Origin of the sequence: Qipengyuania rhodophyticola, from assembly GCF_042493225.1 — a bacterium.
GTDB lineage: Bacteria > Pseudomonadota > Alphaproteobacteria > Sphingomonadales > Sphingomonadaceae > Erythrobacter.
Genome location: NZ_CP170454.1, coordinates 1,220,404 through 1,235,215 on the forward strand (window position 1 = coordinate 1,220,404; position 14,812 = coordinate 1,235,215).

Here is a 14,812-nt window from a genome sequence, read left to right on the forward strand (position 1 = left end):
AAGCGCGCAGAGGAGCACACCTAAATGCGCGATTTTCAGCAGTTCTATATTGACGGCCAGTGGGTCGATCCTGTCACGCCCAACGCACAAGCGGTCGAAAACCCGGCGACTGAAGAAACCATCGGTCATATCAGTTTCGGCACTGCCGCTGATGTGGAGCGCGCTGTGGTCGCCGCGCGCCGCGCGTTTGAAAGCTGGTCTGTCTCCAGCCGAGAAACCCGCCTTGATCTGATGCGTGCGATTGCCAGCGAATACGAGAAGCGCCGCGAAGATCTGGCGCTGGCGATCAGCGATGAAATGGGCGCGCCCATGTCGCTCGCCAACGGGGCGCATACCGCGCTGATGGTCGGACATTTGCAAACTGCGATAGAGATCCTCGAAACCTTTGAGTTTGAGCGGCAGGATGGCCCAACGCTCCATATCTATGAGCCGATTGGTGTAGTCGGTATGATTACACCGTGGAATTGGCCGCTTAATCAGATCGCCTGCAAGGTCTTCCCGGCACTGGCGACCGGCAATACGATGATCCTTAAGCCGTCGGAAATCGCGCCATTTAACGCCTGTATCTTTGCGGAGATTATGCATGCGGCGGGAGTGCCGGCAGGCGTCTTTAACCTGATCAATGGCGATGGGATGGGCGTGGGCACCGCTATGAGCGGGCATGACGAAATCGATATGATCAGCTTCACCGGATCGACGCGCGCAGGCATTGCGATTGCAGCCAATGCGGCGCCAACGGTCAAGCGAGTCGCGCAGGAGCTGGGCGGCAAAAGCCCGAACATTATTCTCGACGACAGCGCTTTTGCGCAGAGCGTGGCGCGCGGCACCACCGCGATGATGGGCAATTCAGGTCAGACTTGTACAGCGCCCAGCCGAATGCTCGTGCCCCATGCCCGCATGGAAGAGGCTAAGGCAGCGGCAAAAGAAGCCGTAGAGAAGGTCATTCCCGGTGACCCCAAAGGGAATGCCACAATCGGCCCGGTCGTGAGCCGCGCACAGTTCGAGAAAATCCAAGGCCTGATTGAGGCGGGCATTAATGAAGGCGCAACTCTGGTCGCGGGCGGACCCGGCAAGCCCGAGGGATTGGAATCCGGCCATTTCGTGCGCCCGACCGTCTTTGCTGATGTCACCAATGATATGGAAATCGCGCGTGAGGAGATATTCGGGCCGGTGCTGGTGATGCTCGGCTATGATGATTATGACGATGCGGTCCGCATTTCCAACGACACCGAATATGGCCTCGCCAGCCACATTATGGGCGAGGATCTGGGCACCGCGCGCGCTCTGGCAAAACGCATCCGCGCGGGCCGGGTCGCGATTAATGGCGGCTATGATATGAACGCGGCCTTTGGCGGCTATAAGAAGAGCGGCAATGGCCGCGAATGGGGCCGGTTTGGCTTTGACGAATTTCTCGAGATCAAAGCCGTGATGGGGTATGAATAATGGCCGGAAAGTACTTCGATCAATGGAACATCGGCGACACGCTGGAGCATGAAATCCGCCGCACGGTGACCGAGACTGACAACCTTCTGTTTTCGACCATGACGCATAATCCGCAGCCGCTGCATCTCGATGTCGAAGCTGCGAAGGAAAGCGGCTTTGGCCAGATACTCGTCAATTCGACTTTCACATTCTCGCTGCTAGTGGGTTTGTCGGTCGGGGACACGACGCTCGGCACGCTGGTTGCGAACCTCGGTTTTACTGACGTTGTGACACCCAATCCGGTGTTTATCGGCGACACTATTCGGGCGCGCAGTGAGGTGATCGCGCTGCGCCCGAGCAAGTCGCGGCCCGGACAGGGTATCGTTACTTTCAAACATGAGGCGCTCAACCAGCGTGATGACATTGTATGCAGTTGCGAGCGGTCGGCACTGCTCAAATCCGCGCCTGCTTGACACAGCTCCCCTGCTCGGCGCACATTCTCCAGCGAGAGAATATGGGGAGGGAACTTATGCGCTCAATCTGGGCAGGAATGCTGACATGCGGCGCTGCGCTGGCGCTCGCGGCTTGCGGCGACACGGTTGATGAAAGCCAAAGCGGCACCGGCGAAGGCACGATTGAGCTCGCCGAATTCCCTGACCGGCCCTATTGGGGCGACACCCATCTTCACACTGACAATTCCGTTGATGCATTTGGGTTTGGCGTACGCCTTGGCCCTGAAGACGCGCTGAAATTCGCGCGCGGCGATGAAGTCACCGCCACCACTGGCATGAGCGCAAAGCTCGCTCGGCCGCTCGATTTTCTCGTGATCGCTGACCACTCTGATGGCCTCGGCGCGACCCGGCGGCTCTATGACGCACCGCGTCTTGGCGTTGTGGCGATGGGCGATGAAACGCTGCTGCGCTGGTACGACATGATGCACGAAGGACCGCAGCAATCGCAGCAGGCCATTGGCGAGCTGATTACGGCGGCTGCGAATGGCGAGCTGCCGGAAGCTCTGGCGGACCCTGAGCAGCAAAAAGAGGCGACGACCGAAATCTGGGGCGCGCATCTCGACACGCTTGATCGCTATAATGTGCCGGGTGAGTTCACTGCGCTGGCTGGCTTTGAATATACGCTGATGCCCGGCGGCAATAATCTGCACCGCGTCGTTATGTTCCGTGATGGCAGCGATCGGACCAAGCAGGTGGTCCCTTACCCTGGCCTAACGACCGACGCAGAGGGGCTATGGGATTATATGGCGGCCTATGAAGAGGCGACGGGCGGGAAAGCGCTGGCCATTCCGCATAACTCTAATCTTTCCAATGGTTTGATGTTTGAGCTGACTAAGCCGGGCGGCGGCCCAATGACGGTGGAGTATGCCCGCAAGCGCGCGAAGTACGAGCCGGTTGTGGAGGTGACGCAGATCAAGGGTGATAGTGAAGCGCACCCCTTCATGTCGCCCAATGATGAGTTTGCGAGCTTCGGCAACACAGGCTGGGATTTCGGCAATCTCCCGCTCACCGCGCAAACCACGCCGGAAATGCAGCGCGGCAATTACGTGCGTGAGGCGCTCAAACGCGGTCTGACGATTGAGGAGCAGATCGGCGTTAATCCATACGCTTTTGGCATGATTGGCTCGACTGACAGCCACACCTCACTCGCGACGGGTGATGAGGACAATTTCTTCGGCAAGCATACGGGCAATGAGCCGAGTGCGACCCGCGCTCCGGCAGCCCAAAACCTTGGCACACGCATTGGCCGGTTTGGCTGGCACTATCTCGCGGGCGGCTATGCAGCGGCGTGGGCGCGCGGCAACACGCGCGCGGAGATTTTCGACGCTTTCGCCCGGCGTGAAGTCTATGCGACCACTGGCCCGCGGATGACGTTGCGCGTGTTTGGCGGGTTTGATTTCACCGCGGAGGATTGGGACGGCGATTGGGTGCGCGCGGGGTACACGCGCGGCGTGCCGATGGGCGGGGAGCTTAGGGACGAGGGCTCTGCGCCCAGCTTCATGATCTCGGCACTCAAAGATCCCGATGGCGCTAACCTCGACCGCGTACAGGTCGTCAAAGGGTGGATCGATGCGAATGGTGAGGCGCAAGAGCGCGTCTATGACGTGATCTGGTCCGATATGGAAAGCCGCGCAAGGGCGGGCGGCAAAGTCCCCGCTGTCGGTGATACTGTGGACCGCGATGCCGCGACTTACACCAACGACATCGGCACAGCTGAGCTGCGCGCAACCTGGTCGGACCCCGATTATGTCGCGGGGCAGCGTGCGTTCTATTATGTTCGTGTGATCGAGATACCGACTCCGCGCTGGGTGCTGTTCGACAAGGTCCGCTTTGGCATCGAATTGCCAGCGGATACTGAGCTCGTCTCGCAAGAACGCGCCTATAGTTCGCCGATCTGGCTCCAGCCTTCTGCTGGCGATTCATGACCGGAATATGAGCGCAATACACAGGGCCCTGCGCGACCCGCTCGTCCATTTCCTCATCGCAGGTGCCGCGCTGTTCGCATTTTTCGCATGGCGCGGGACGGAGGTCGATCCGGCCAGCCGGTCGATCACGGTGACACGCGAGGCGCAGGCCGGCCTTTCGCTGCAATTTGAGCGCGCGATTCAGCGCCCGCCGACTGATGCTGAGCTGGACGGTCTGGTTGATCGCTGGGTGCGCGATGAAGTGCTCTACCGCGAGGCAATCCGGCTGGGCCTCGATCAAGAGGACGCAGTAGTCCGGCGGCGGCTCGCGCAGAAGATGGATGGGTTGGCAGGCGCGGAGGCAGAGACCGAGCGGCCGAGCGAGGCGACGCTGGATGCGTGGTTGGCGGAGAATCCAGAGCGGTTTGCGGCAGACGTCTCATACTCCTTTGACCAGCTGTGGTTTGATAGCGAGGAAGCGGCCAATGCGGGTCTGGAGGCGGCGCAAGGCGGAGCAGCTTGGCAGCAGCTTGGCCGCGAAATCTCACTTCCCGCGAGCGCGGAGAATGTAGCCAAACGCTCACTAGAGGCGCAATTTGGCGAGGAATTTATAGCCGGCTTGTCTGAGCTGGAGCCAGCAAACGGCTGGTCCGGCCCGATTACATCGGGTTTCGGTTGGCATGTCGTGCGCCTGCGCGAGAGGACCCTTGGCGATGTCCCGCCGCTTGATGAAATTCGCGGCCGGGTGGAGGATGACTGGCGCACAGTCACCATCGCAGAACGGCGGGAGCGCGGCTATCAAGTGCTGCGCGATGCCTATGACGTCACGGTCGAGGAATGATCCGCGCCTTTCTGGCATTGCTGTTGGCGATTGCGTGGCTCGCCCCCGCGCAAGCCGATGAGCTGCGCCCTGCATCGCTCTCACTGACGCAGAATGATGGGGGCAGCTGGACGCTCGCTTGGAAGCAGCCGGTCACGCGCCCTGATGAGGCGCTGGTGGTCCCCGAAATCCCCGCCAATTGCCGTTTCGCGGGCGATATTGCGCGGCGGCTCGCGGTGAATGCGCTTCTCGGCACAGTGCAATTGCAATGTGAGGGGCCGGTCGCGGGCGGCACGATAGGCGCGCCAGACCTTGTCATTTCCGGCGACGCATTGGTCCGGATCAAACCGCTCGATAAGCCAGTTCAGGCCTATCGACTGACCGCTGCTGAGCCGGTGGCGGCCATCGTCTCAGAGCCGAGCACTTGGCAGGTTTGGCGCAGCTATTTTGGGCTCGGTGTCGAGCATATTCTGGAGGGCTGGGATCATTTGCTTTTTGTGATTGCATTGGTCTTGCTGGTCAGTGGCAGTTGGGCCGTAGTGAAGGCCGCAACCGCTTTTACCATCGCCCATTCCATCACCCTGGCTGCCGTGACATTCGGCTATGCCGGATTGCCCTCCCGCCCGGTCGAGGCGCTGATCGCGCTCAGCATTGTCTTTCTCGCGGTCGAGGTCGCGCGTGGCACGCCGGACACGCTAACCCGGCGTCTTCCTTGGCTGGTCGCTTTCGCATTCGGCCTGTTCCATGGGTTCGGTTTTGCCGGGGCCTTGCGCGAGATTGGCCTGCCTCAGGGCGAGGTGCCCGCCGCGCTGATCAGTTTCAATTTGGGCGTGGAAGCGGGACAATTGTTGGTGATCGCGATGGTTATTGCGATCCGCGCGCTGATCCAGCGTTTTGCCGCCGCGACTGAGCCTGCCGCGATCAAGCTAGCGGCTTATGCTATCGGGATCACCGGCTCTTATTGGCTGATTGAGCGGCTGGTTTCCTGATCTTCGCCCACAGCGCTGTCGCCGCCCACTGCTTGCCATAGAACCACGCGGGCACGCCGCGCTCGGCCAATCGCCGCTGCGGCCCGTTCACCGCTGGCATCGGCGGACCGGCGCGCTTCCAGAACGGTGAGGAAATCCGCGAGCCCTGCCTCATAGCGGTCATTGGCTAGGCGAGCAGCGCGCTGCGCACTATCGCGCTCTTCGACTGCTGCCCGCGCTTCAGCATCGCTTGATGTGACCAAGCCATAGGCCGTCTCTGCATCACCCAATGCGGTGAACACAGCGCCGCGATACGCCTCAAATGCGGCTTTCTTTGCAGCGGCTGCGCCGTCAATTTCAGCCTCGAGTCGCCCGAAGTCGAGCAGCGGGCCGACTACTGATGTGGCGAGCGCGCCTACAATACTGTCTTCATCGAAAACATCGGATGGATCGAAGGCGAGCAGACCGATTGCCGCTGACAAGGTGAACTGGGGAAAGCGCCGCCGCGCAGTTGCGGCAAGGTCTGCATCGGCTGCCGCAAGATTAGCCGCAGCTTGCACCACATCGGGCCGGTTGTTGAGCAATTGTGAGGGCAGAGTGGCCGGTGCAGGCGGCATGGTCGGTGTGCCCGCTTCGCTTGTCAAAGCTGAGAGCACTTCGGAAAGTGGCTGCGCCGTGAGCGTCACCATTCGCCCCGCGAGCCGGTTGCGCTCGCTCGCCAATGCGGCAAGCCTGCTGCGCGAAGCCGCCGCTGCGCTTTCTGCGCGAACCCGGTCAAAGCCGGGTGCAATCCCTGCATCCTCGCGAACTGCCGCAAGGCGCGAAAGTTCGACCGCAGCATCGCGGTCGCTGCGCAGTTCGTCCATCCGATTCGCCAGCGTGCGCCAGTCGATCACCGTCGCTGCGATCTCCGAAATCAGAGCAAGTCGAACAGCTGATGCGCCCGCTTCTGCGGCATCGACCCGCAAGACAGCCGCGCGTTCGCTGGCACGTAGCGCTCCGAAAATATCGGGGTCCCAGCGCGCATTGATGTTTGCGGCATAATTGGTTTGCGTGAGGTCCAGTTCAAACGGCGCGTTTTCGGGAAACGTGCCAATATTCGTCCGGCTGCGCGAGACGGCGGCATCGGCGCTCACATTGGGCAGGCGCTCAGCGCCCGCGCGCGCGGCGCCAGCACGGGCCTGTTCGACCCGCGCGAGTGCTTCGCCGAGCGTTGGCGAATTGGCGAGTGCTTGCTGCGACAGGGCAATGAAAGCGGGGTCGTCAGATGGCAGGAGCGCCGCAAGAGTGGCTTGCTCATCCGCGCCCGTCGCGAATAGAAACTCCTGTGGCAGTTCCGGCGTAGGCGTTGCGATTTCGGGCGGCGGACCACCAGCGCAGGCGGCCAAGCTTGCCGCAGCCAGCAATGGAAGGAGGCGAGACGGCGTCACTCACTCTCTCCATCTTTTGCTGGAATAAAGGCATCGACCTGTTGGCCAACACGGAACAAGCCATCCTCGTCACTCGGTAGCTCATAAAGCACCTGCAGCACACGCACATCGACCCGTTCCTGCGCGCTATTGGTGAGCGAGCGTTTTGGTACGACGCGTGGTTCGGCGCGCACGAAATTGGCTTTAACTTGCTGGTCCGCCGCGCCGCGCGGTGAGACGGTGGCAGGCTCACCCATTGCGACGCGGGGTGCTTGCTCCTCGTCTATATCGATCCGCACATAGAGCGGGCGTGTTTCGCCCATTTCAATAAACGGGGTGGAGCCGCCACCCATGGTGGATAGGAACTCGCCCGGACGGATGTTAACCGCGAGGATTTCACCCGCAATCGGCGCGCGCACAGTTGCTCGGCCAAGCTCGGTCTGCACCGCTCCCGCGCGTGCCTGAGCGGCACTTAGGCGGGCCTGAGCCAGCCGCAAGCGTTCATTGGCGGCGGATGCTTCACCTTCTGCGCGGATCACCTCAGCGCGGCTGACCGCAGCAGGGTCAGAGACATTGCGGTAAAGCTCTAGCTGGCTGGCGGCGGTCGCGCGGGCGCTGCGCGCTTCAGCAATGGCTGCGCGTGCTTCAGCGATGGCTGAGTTTGCTTCGCGAGCGCTGGCTTGAATGGCGCGAGTATCGACCACAAACAGCGGCTGCCCCTTCTCGACGAAATCGCCCGGCTGCACTCGCAGATCAGTAACCAGGCCTGACAGCGCGCTGCCGATCTGGATAAGCTCGCTGGAGGGCTCGACCACGCCGGCTCCTGCGACGCGCGCACCGTCGGCCAGCTCGCCGGTCGCCCGGGGCGGCTCACGCTCGGGCTCGGTCAGCTCACGCTCGGGCAGTCCGACTGCGATGTAAATCACCGCTCCGATCAGCGCGAGGATCGCAATCGCGGGCAGCACTTTGCGCGAAAAGCTCAAGTTTTCCGGGAGGAGGGCCATAGGGTGCGTCCGTCTTTCTAGGTCTGATTTAGTGATCGTCCGGCATCTCAGTGCCGTCATGAATGATATTACCGTCCTCAAGCACGAGGATCCGGTCGGCGAGGTCGAAGACACGGTTGTCATGGGTAACAATGATGCAGGCGCGATCTTCGGCAACTGCGACTTCGCGCAGCAAATCCATCACCCGGCGGCCCGATTTCGCATCGAGCGCTGCGGTAGGCTCATCGCAGACCACCAGGCGCGGTTCATGCACGAGAGCGCGAGCAATCGCGACGCGTTGCTGCTGACCGCCCGAAAGCTGATTGGGCAATTTGTCCGCCTGATCGGCAATGTTGAGCTTGTCGAGCATTGCCACAGCACGTTCGCGCGCCTCAAGCCGGTCCATGCCCTGCGCGACCAGCGGCACGGCGGCATTGCTGGCCGCATCAATCGAAGGGATCAGATTGTATTGCTGGAAGATAAAGCCGATGTTTTGCAGGCGGAAATCGACCAGCTCATCGTCGGATAGATCATAAATATCGGTGCCGAAAACCTGCACATCGCCATCTGTCGGCCACAGGATCCCGCACATGATCGAGATCATGGTGGTCTTGCCCGAACCGGACTCGCCGACCAGAAATGTCAGCTCGCCTGCCTTCACATCGAGATCGATGCCATGCAGCACGCGAATGATTTGCGAGCCAGCCTGAAAATCGCGGGTCACGCCGCTTGTACGGATTGCTGTATCGCTCATCTGAACACCGACGCAGGTTCGGTCTTGAGCACATTGCGAAGAGCAAGCCAGCCGGTCAAGGCGAGGATAACCGTAACCGCCATTAGGCTGACCAGCGGGACTTGCCATGGGATGTAAAACCCCTTGAATGTGGGGACACCGGAGAAGGCGTGGATGAACATGACGGTGCCCAGAATACCCAATCCGTAGCCAATCAGGCCAACCAAAGCGGCCTGTGCCCCGACCATCCGGCGAATCTTTCCATTGGTCACGCCAATCGCCTTGAGCGCGCCAAATTGCTTAATGTTGTCACGGATGAACAGGCTGAAGGTCAGGCCCACAATCGCGACGCCCACGACAAAGCCGAGCGCCACAGTGATGCCGAAATTGAGCGGGATGCCCGTGTTCTGGATAATGAAATCGATCCCGTCTTGGGCAAACTCGTCGCGCGTTCGGGCACGTAGCCCGGTGTCCGCTTCAATCCGGTCGGTCAGCTGCTGTGCGCTCACGCCATCGGTCGCTCCGACTAGGACAAAGGTCAGGCGGTTGCGTGTGCCCGGTACGTAGCGCAACGCTTGGCTATATTTTGTGTAGAGAGTGACCTGACTGGTGAAACTTGGGATCGCATCGCCTATCGCGCGAATAACGGCGCGTTGATCATTAAGTTCAAGCCGCTGTCCGATTGGGTCTTGGCCGTCCTCGAACATGTTGGTCACGCCGACATCGTCGATGATCACGCTGTCAGGTTGGGAAAGCACATCAGTGCTGCCTTCGACCATCGCGCGCGGTAGGCCGATGAGGGTCGCATCATCGACGCCGACAACTGAGACCCCTTCAAGGTCGCCGGTGGCTGTCCTGACAGAGGCGGCGGCCCGCAGATGCGGCACTGCCCATTCTACGCCCGGGACCGCACGGACCTTGTCCAGCGCGGTTGAGGGCATTGGAAAATTCACTTCGGTCGTGCGGCTGACGGTGTCCATTACCCAAACATCGGCGCTGGATTCGTTGTACACTCCGCTTGCCCCGCGCTCGATCAGATTAACGAAAATCGTCAGCTGCTGCGTGATGAGTAGCGTTGAAAAGGCAATACCAAACACTAGCCCATAAAACTTCTGAGCGTCGCCGGTTAGCATGCGGATAGCGATCCAGATCACGTTGCTTTAAGGCTCCTGAGAGGGGCTGACTTGCTTTCACAAGCCAATTCGGCCATTACTGAACGGTGTCGTTCAACTGAACGGAAGCGTTCACTTTGTCAAGTCTTGAATCAAAACGTGCTGGCAGGCCAATCGATCCCGATAAGCGGGAGGCGATTGTTTTGGCCGCTGCGCAGAGCTTTTTTGACGTTGGTTTCGCGGCCACCTCGATCGAGCAAGTTGCGGCGATTGCTGGCGTTTCCAAAGTCACGATCTACAACCGCTTTGGTGACAAGCGAGCGCTTTTCACAGCGGCAGTTGAGCATGAATGTGAGAAGATGCGCAGCAGCTTTGCTGTTCCTTCCATGCCAGCGGGCACTGTTCGCCAACGTCTAATCGCAATCGGTGAAGCGATGACGGCGTTTCTCTCGCGGGACGAGATGGTTCAGTTTGATCGCCGTATTGCCGCTGAAACTGAGCATGAACCAGCCATCGGAGCGGCGTTTTTGGCCGCCGGACCGTATCGTATGAAAACCGCTTTCACGGCATTTTTGCGCGCGATGAGTGAAGCAGGCGAGCTTGCGATTACCGATCATGAGCTCGCTGCGGAGCAGTTCGTGTCTATGTGCAAGGGTATGGGCGATCTTGAACGCCGCTTTGGCGAACCTATTGATGAAAAGCGCAATGAGGAGCGCATCGCAGGCGCAGTCGAGGTATTTTTCCGCGCATATGGCGTTGATTCTGAGGCGGAATAGGCGCGCCCCCCATGCCGTTAACTTCTGACGGCTAAGTTTCTCGAATTGTGCCATCGAAAAAATTGGCGATTTTATCGGGCGCTGATCAACTTGCCATTCACCAGTGCATGCCTACATTGGGTGTCTTGAAAGGACTATCCCCTCATGAATGACCAGAATCAGCCCAACGATCCGCAGGAAAATGGTCCGAATCCATGGATCAAAAGTCTCGTTATTTGGGGCGGTGTATTCCTAGCCCTGCTGATTACCGTCACGGCATTTGGCGGCGGCCAAGCGCCTGCGGGCGAGCAGCTGGGCTATTCCGAGTTCCGTGACAAGGTTTCTGAGGGCACGGTCAAAGACGTGCAGATTGCCGATGATCTGATCACTGGCACGCTCAGCAATGGCGAAACGTTCTCCACCGTTCCTGTCTCAAGTGACAGCACTTTGCCAGCTCTCTTGGAAGAGAAGGGCGTGCCGTATTCTGGCGCTGAGAAGGAAGAGATGGGCGTATTCACGTATGTGCTGATCCAATCGCTGCCGTTCATCCTGATCTTGGGCATTGCTTTCTTTGCGCTGCGCCAAGTGCAAAAAGGCGGCGGCGCTGGCGGCGCAATGGGCTTTGGCAAATCCAAGGCCAAGATGCTGACTGAGCGCCAGGGCAAGGTGACGTTTGAAGATGTGGCCGGGATTGATGAGGCGCGCGAAGAGCTAGAAGAGATAGTTGAGTTTCTGAAAGATCCAGGTCGTTTCTCCAAGCTTGGCGGACAAATCCCCAAGGGCGCTTTGCTGGTCGGCTCGCCGGGTACGGGTAAGACATTGCTGGCGCGCGCAATTGCGGGCGAGGCGGGCGTGCCATTCTTTACCATTTCGGGTTCTGACTTTGTCGAAATGTTTGTCGGCGTGGGCGCGAGCCGCGTGCGCGACATGTTTGAGCAGGCGAAGAAGAATGCGCCGTGTATCCTGTTCATTGACGAGATTGACGCCGTCGGTCGTAGCCGTGGTCATGGTCTCGGCAACTCGAATGACGAGCGCGAGCAAACGCTGAACCAGCTCTTGGTTGAGATGGACGGCTTTGAGGCGAATGAAGGTATTATCATCATCGCCGCGACGAACCGCCCTGACGTGCTTGACCCCGCGCTGCTGCGTCCGGGCCGCTTTGACCGTCAGGTCGTGGTGCCTGTGCCGGATATTGAAGGCCGTGAGAAAATTCTCGGTGTTCACATGAAGAAAGTTCCACTGGCACCAGACGTAAATTCGCGCACGATTGCACGCGGCACGCCGGGCTTCTCCGGTGCGGATCTTGCGAACCTCGTCAACGAAGCGGCATTGCTGGCGGCGCGCCGTAACAAGCGCCTCGTCGCGATGCAGGAATTTGAGGACGCCAAGGACAAGGTCATGATGGGCGCAGAACGCCGCTCAATGGTCATGACCGAGGACGAAAAGAAGATGACCGCTTATCACGAGGCGGGCCATGCTCTGGTCAGCATCAATGAGCCGGCTTCTGATCCAATTCACAAGGCGACGATCATTCCGCGCGGGCGGGCATTGGGCATGGTCATGCGTCTTCCGGAGCGGGATAGCTACTCCTATCACCGCGACAAAATGCACGCCAACCTAGCGGTCGCTATGGGTGGGCGTGTCGCTGAAGAAATCATCTTCGGCCACGATAAGGTCTCGAGCGGCGCATCAGGCGATATCCAATATGCGACTGATCTCGCCCGCAACATGGTCACCAAATGGGGCATGTCGGACAAGCTCGGTCCGCTTCAATATGAGGAAAGCCAAGAGGGCTATCTGGGCATGGGCCAAACCGCGCGCACAATGGGTGGCGGTGAGACCAACAAGCTCATCGATGCAGAAATCAAGGATCTGGTCGAAGGCGGGCTGAAGCGTGCCCGCGATGTCCTGACGGAGCAGGAAGACAAGCTCCACCTGCTAGCGCAAGCGATGCTCGAATATGAGACGCTGACCGGCGATGACATCGACAATTTGATGAAGGATGGAAAAATTGACCGTCCAGACAAGCCAAGCGGACCGGCGGTTGTAAAACCAAGCCAAGGCTCAGCCATTCCTAAGGCTGGCAAGAAGTTCGGCGGCGGCGACGCTGAGCCGCAGGGCGCTTAGAGGAGGTTTAGTCGACGGGCTTCATATCTAAGGGCGCCCCTGCCGGTGGTTTCTGCATGGCGTTGTCGCGCTCACCACCTTCGCCTGCAACGCTGACACTACCGTCGCCAGTAGCTGTATCTTCATCGCCGGTTCCCCGTGCGCTGAAGGCAAACTTTTGATTATTGATCGCACCTTGGACCAGATCGCGCATTTTTCCAGGTGTGCAGATCATCTGGTTTTCGATAACATATTGCGTCGATGTGTAAAATGAGTGGCTATCCTCAGAAAATTTGGTTCTGACACTGTTCGCGTGCTCATTAAGTGTGTCGACGGTCAATTTTCGCACGCTTTCGGTGTTCTCGGCAGCAAAGAGAAAGTTGGTTTCATAGACCTTACGACCTGCGGTCAGTGCGGTTGAGCCGAAGGCCAGCGCTGACTCATAATCTCTCCGCCTCGAGTCCGCGACATTTGAAATGGACAAAATGCCGGTCAGTAACGCGACGATTGGGGCAACTGAGTCAAATGCAGTGTTGATTCCGAGCTGCGTTCCCGCCTTTTGCGCAAAAAAGTCGTTGCATCGCGCATGGACCAGGCGAAAACCAGCCTCATACATCGCCACTGCCCTGACGTGATCCATTGGCTTTTTGAGTGACAGGCAAGCCTTAGCGCGAAAGTGACTTTCTAGACTTTCACTTTCTATATTCGCGGGCTCCGCTGGGCACTTGTTCTCCCCGCCAATTTTTCCCGCCTGGATTGGACGGGGCGGCCCATAAAAGCTGTTTGCCGTATGGCTGCATCCGGACAAAGTCACTGATCCAGTCAGTATTAGTGTAGTAAAAAACTTGATCCTCATAGTGACGCTCCACATCTATTTAATGCGGGGTCTTCTATTTACTTGCTAAGTGTATTGTATAAATACGAGGAACTAACTAAAAGGCCCCAAGCGCGATCAGCAGCCATAAGAAAATCGCCAAGACGACAAACACCACAATGTTGGTCAGCAAGAAGGTGCGGAGTAGCGCGCCCGCGCGGCTCAGCTCATAACCATATTTGAGCTGTTTATACATATGCAGCGGCGGGATGAAGATAGCGGATAGCGCTATCAAAGGCGTTGGCGCGCCGAGCGTTGCTGCAACCGATAAGGTGACAAAGAGCAAAGACATAAATGCCAAAGAATATGTGACAAAGATTGCATGGTCATAGGCGCGAAAGCGCCGCCGCCAGAAGAACATCAGCCATACGAACGGGATCGAAATCGGGATCAGCATCCAGCTAAATTTATAGCTATTGGCCTGAAGCTTGTAGAGCATCAGGCCCGGATTCTCTTTCCATTTTTTGATGATGTTCTTGTCGATAAAATCGATGCCTGTGCCGGAAAATTCAGCACCTGAGAGGTCGATTGTAGTCGTGCCGTCCGAGGGCAAGTTCTGATTTATGCTGGAAATAGCCTTCGCCCCTTCGGTGACCCCAGTGAGGCGCGCCTGCACCTCCTCTCGCCTCGGGTCATCCTCCGGTAGGCCATCAAGTTCGGCCTGTACTTCAGCAAGATCGGCCTCAAGTTCTTCTTGCGCTTGTTCAAGCCCTACGCCCAAATTTTGAGGTGCAGCGATATTGGTGGGCGTGGTCAGCCCGATCGCTTGAAACACCGCAAACATCAGGAAAACGCTGAACAGGAACAGCGCAATCGGCGAAACGAAGCGGGCACGTTCGCCATCGATATAGCGGCGGGTTAGCTTGCCAGGCTTGAAAATGAGCTTGGGCAATGTGCGCCAGGTCTTGCCATCAAAATGCAGTGCGCCGTGCAGAATATCGTGCAGGAACGCGCCGATGGTGCGGTGCAAATGTGCTTTCTGCCCGCAAGAATGGCAATGTGATCCAATTAGCTCAGTGCCGCAGTTGAGGCAGAGCTTCTCAGCGAAATGGCCTTTGACGAGCTCGGTCATTTTGATGTTGCTGGCAACGGGTGAGCGCTCACCTTTTTTCCGCGGTTCTTTCTTTCCGCTTCCGGGGCCATCAACCGCGCCGGCGACTAGTCCGCCGGTCGTCGCCGTCCCAATAGCATCACCAAAATCGCTCATCGAATAC

Annotated in this window: 13 protein-coding genes; 7 read left to right on the top strand and 6 right to left on the bottom strand. The window is 58.8% G+C overall.

All coding sequences use genetic code 11. From position 1 onward, the window contains the following. Positions 1–24: 24 nt before the first annotated feature. From ACFCXQ_RS05765 to ACFCXQ_RS05785, 5 genes are read left to right on the top strand one after another with little or no spacing between them, the layout of a single operon-like run. Positions 25–1,443, top strand: coding sequence for an aldehyde dehydrogenase family protein (locus tag ACFCXQ_RS05765; RefSeq protein ID WP_379553938.1), 1,419 nt, complete (start codon positions 25–27; stop codon positions 1,441–1,443). Continuing rightward, complete coding sequence (locus ACFCXQ_RS05770; protein WP_379553940.1) at positions 1,443–1,895, top strand: MaoC family dehydratase; 453 nt, start codon at positions 1,443–1,445, stop codon at positions 1,893–1,895. The genes ACFCXQ_RS05765 and ACFCXQ_RS05770 overlap by 1 nt, the downstream gene beginning before the upstream one ends. A gap of 56 nt (positions 1,896–1,951) precedes the next feature. Then, a complete protein-coding gene (locus ACFCXQ_RS05775; protein ID WP_379553942.1) occupies positions 1,952–3,859 on the top strand; it encodes a DUF3604 domain-containing protein in 1,908 nt (635 codons plus the stop codon). Between the two features lie 7 nt (positions 3,860–3,866). Further along, positions 3,867–4,679 carry a peptidyl-prolyl cis-trans isomerase gene (locus tag ACFCXQ_RS05780; protein ID WP_379553944.1) on the top strand — a complete coding sequence of 271 codons (813 nt, stop codon included), beginning with the start codon at positions 3,867–3,869 and terminating at the stop codon, positions 4,677–4,679. Further along, a complete protein-coding gene (locus ACFCXQ_RS05785; protein WP_379553946.1) occupies positions 4,676–5,647 on the top strand; it encodes a HupE/UreJ family protein in 972 nt (323 codons plus the stop codon). Before ACFCXQ_RS05780 ends, ACFCXQ_RS05785 begins: the two co-directional genes overlap by 4 nt. Here the strand turns inward: ACFCXQ_RS05785 and ACFCXQ_RS05790 are convergent. From ACFCXQ_RS05790 to ACFCXQ_RS05805, 4 genes are read right to left on the bottom strand one after another with little or no spacing between them, the layout of a single operon-like run. After that, on the bottom strand, positions 5,617–7,056 hold the full coding sequence (locus tag ACFCXQ_RS05790; protein ID WP_379553948.1) for an efflux transporter outer membrane subunit: 1,440 nt from the start codon (positions 7,054–7,056) through the stop codon (positions 5,617–5,619). The genes ACFCXQ_RS05785 and ACFCXQ_RS05790 overlap by 31 nt on opposite strands. Beyond that, on the bottom strand, positions 7,053–8,039 hold the full coding sequence (locus tag ACFCXQ_RS05795) for an efflux RND transporter periplasmic adaptor subunit (RefSeq protein ID WP_379553950.1): 987 nt from the start codon (positions 8,037–8,039) through the stop codon (positions 7,053–7,055). Before ACFCXQ_RS05795 ends, ACFCXQ_RS05790 begins: the two co-directional genes overlap by 4 nt. 28 nt (positions 8,040–8,067) lie before the next feature. Beyond that, the gene (locus tag ACFCXQ_RS05800) at positions 8,068–8,772 is read right to left on the bottom strand and encodes an ABC transporter ATP-binding protein (RefSeq protein WP_379553952.1); all 705 of its coding nucleotides are present in this window, start codon (positions 8,770–8,772) and stop codon (positions 8,068–8,070) included. Continuing rightward, on the bottom strand, positions 8,769–9,905 hold the full coding sequence (locus ACFCXQ_RS05805; protein ID WP_379553954.1) for an ABC transporter permease: 1,137 nt from the start codon (positions 9,903–9,905) through the stop codon (positions 8,769–8,771). Before ACFCXQ_RS05805 ends, ACFCXQ_RS05800 begins: the two co-directional genes overlap by 4 nt. A 95-nt stretch (positions 9,906–10,000) precedes the next feature. Between ACFCXQ_RS05805 and ACFCXQ_RS05810 the strand changes: the two genes are divergently transcribed. After that, the gene (locus ACFCXQ_RS05810; protein ID WP_379553955.1) at positions 10,001–10,639 is read left to right on the top strand and encodes a TetR/AcrR family transcriptional regulator; all 639 of its coding nucleotides are present in this window, start codon (positions 10,001–10,003) and stop codon (positions 10,637–10,639) included. Between the two features lie 144 nt (positions 10,640–10,783). After that, positions 10,784–12,745: an ATP-dependent zinc metalloprotease FtsH gene (ftsH, locus tag ACFCXQ_RS05815; protein WP_379553957.1), complete on the top strand. Its 1,962-nt coding sequence runs from the start codon at positions 10,784–10,786 to the stop codon at positions 12,743–12,745. A 7-nt stretch (positions 12,746–12,752) separates the two neighbouring features. Here ftsH and ACFCXQ_RS05820 read toward each other — a convergent pair whose 3' ends face one another. Both ACFCXQ_RS05820 and ACFCXQ_RS05825 read right to left on the bottom strand, forming a co-directional pair. Continuing rightward, on the bottom strand, positions 12,753–13,340 hold the full coding sequence (locus ACFCXQ_RS05820) for a hypothetical protein (RefSeq protein ID WP_379553959.1): 588 nt from the start codon (positions 13,338–13,340) through the stop codon (positions 12,753–12,755). Between the two features lie 316 nt (positions 13,341–13,656). Beyond that, positions 13,657–14,805, bottom strand: coding sequence for a DUF3667 domain-containing protein (locus tag ACFCXQ_RS05825; RefSeq protein ID WP_379553961.1), 1,149 nt, complete (start codon positions 14,803–14,805; stop codon positions 13,657–13,659). Between the last annotated feature and the right edge of the window lie 7 nt (positions 14,806–14,812).

Coding starts and splice junctions, on each gene's coding strand:
- ACFCXQ_RS05780 (WP_379553944.1), top strand. CDS start 3,867: ATGAGCGCAATACACAGGGCCCTGCGCGACCCGCTCGTCCATTTCCTC.
- ACFCXQ_RS05770 (WP_379553940.1), top strand. CDS start 1,443: ATGGCCGGAAAGTACTTCGATCAATGGAACATCGGCGACACGCTGGAG.
- ACFCXQ_RS05820 (WP_379553959.1), bottom strand. CDS start 13,340: ATGTATGAGGCTGGTTTTCGCCTGGTCCATGCGCGATGCAACGACTTT.
- ACFCXQ_RS05765 (WP_379553938.1), top strand. CDS start 25: ATGCGCGATTTTCAGCAGTTCTATATTGACGGCCAGTGGGTCGATCCT.
- ACFCXQ_RS05825 (WP_379553961.1), bottom strand. CDS start 14,805: ATGAGCGATTTTGGTGATGCTATTGGGACGGCGACGACCGGCGGACTA.
- ACFCXQ_RS05795 (WP_379553950.1), bottom strand. CDS start 8,039: ATGGCCCTCCTCCCGGAAAACTTGAGCTTTTCGCGCAAAGTGCTGCCC.
- ACFCXQ_RS05785 (WP_379553946.1), top strand. CDS start 4,676: ATGATCCGCGCCTTTCTGGCATTGCTGTTGGCGATTGCGTGGCTCGCC.
- ACFCXQ_RS05775 (WP_379553942.1), top strand. CDS start 1,952: ATGCGCTCAATCTGGGCAGGAATGCTGACATGCGGCGCTGCGCTGGCG.
- ftsH (WP_379553957.1), top strand. CDS start 10,784: ATGAATGACCAGAATCAGCCCAACGATCCGCAGGAAAATGGTCCGAAT.
- ACFCXQ_RS05800 (WP_379553952.1), bottom strand. CDS start 8,772: ATGAGCGATACAGCAATCCGTACAAGCGGCGTGACCCGCGATTTTCAG.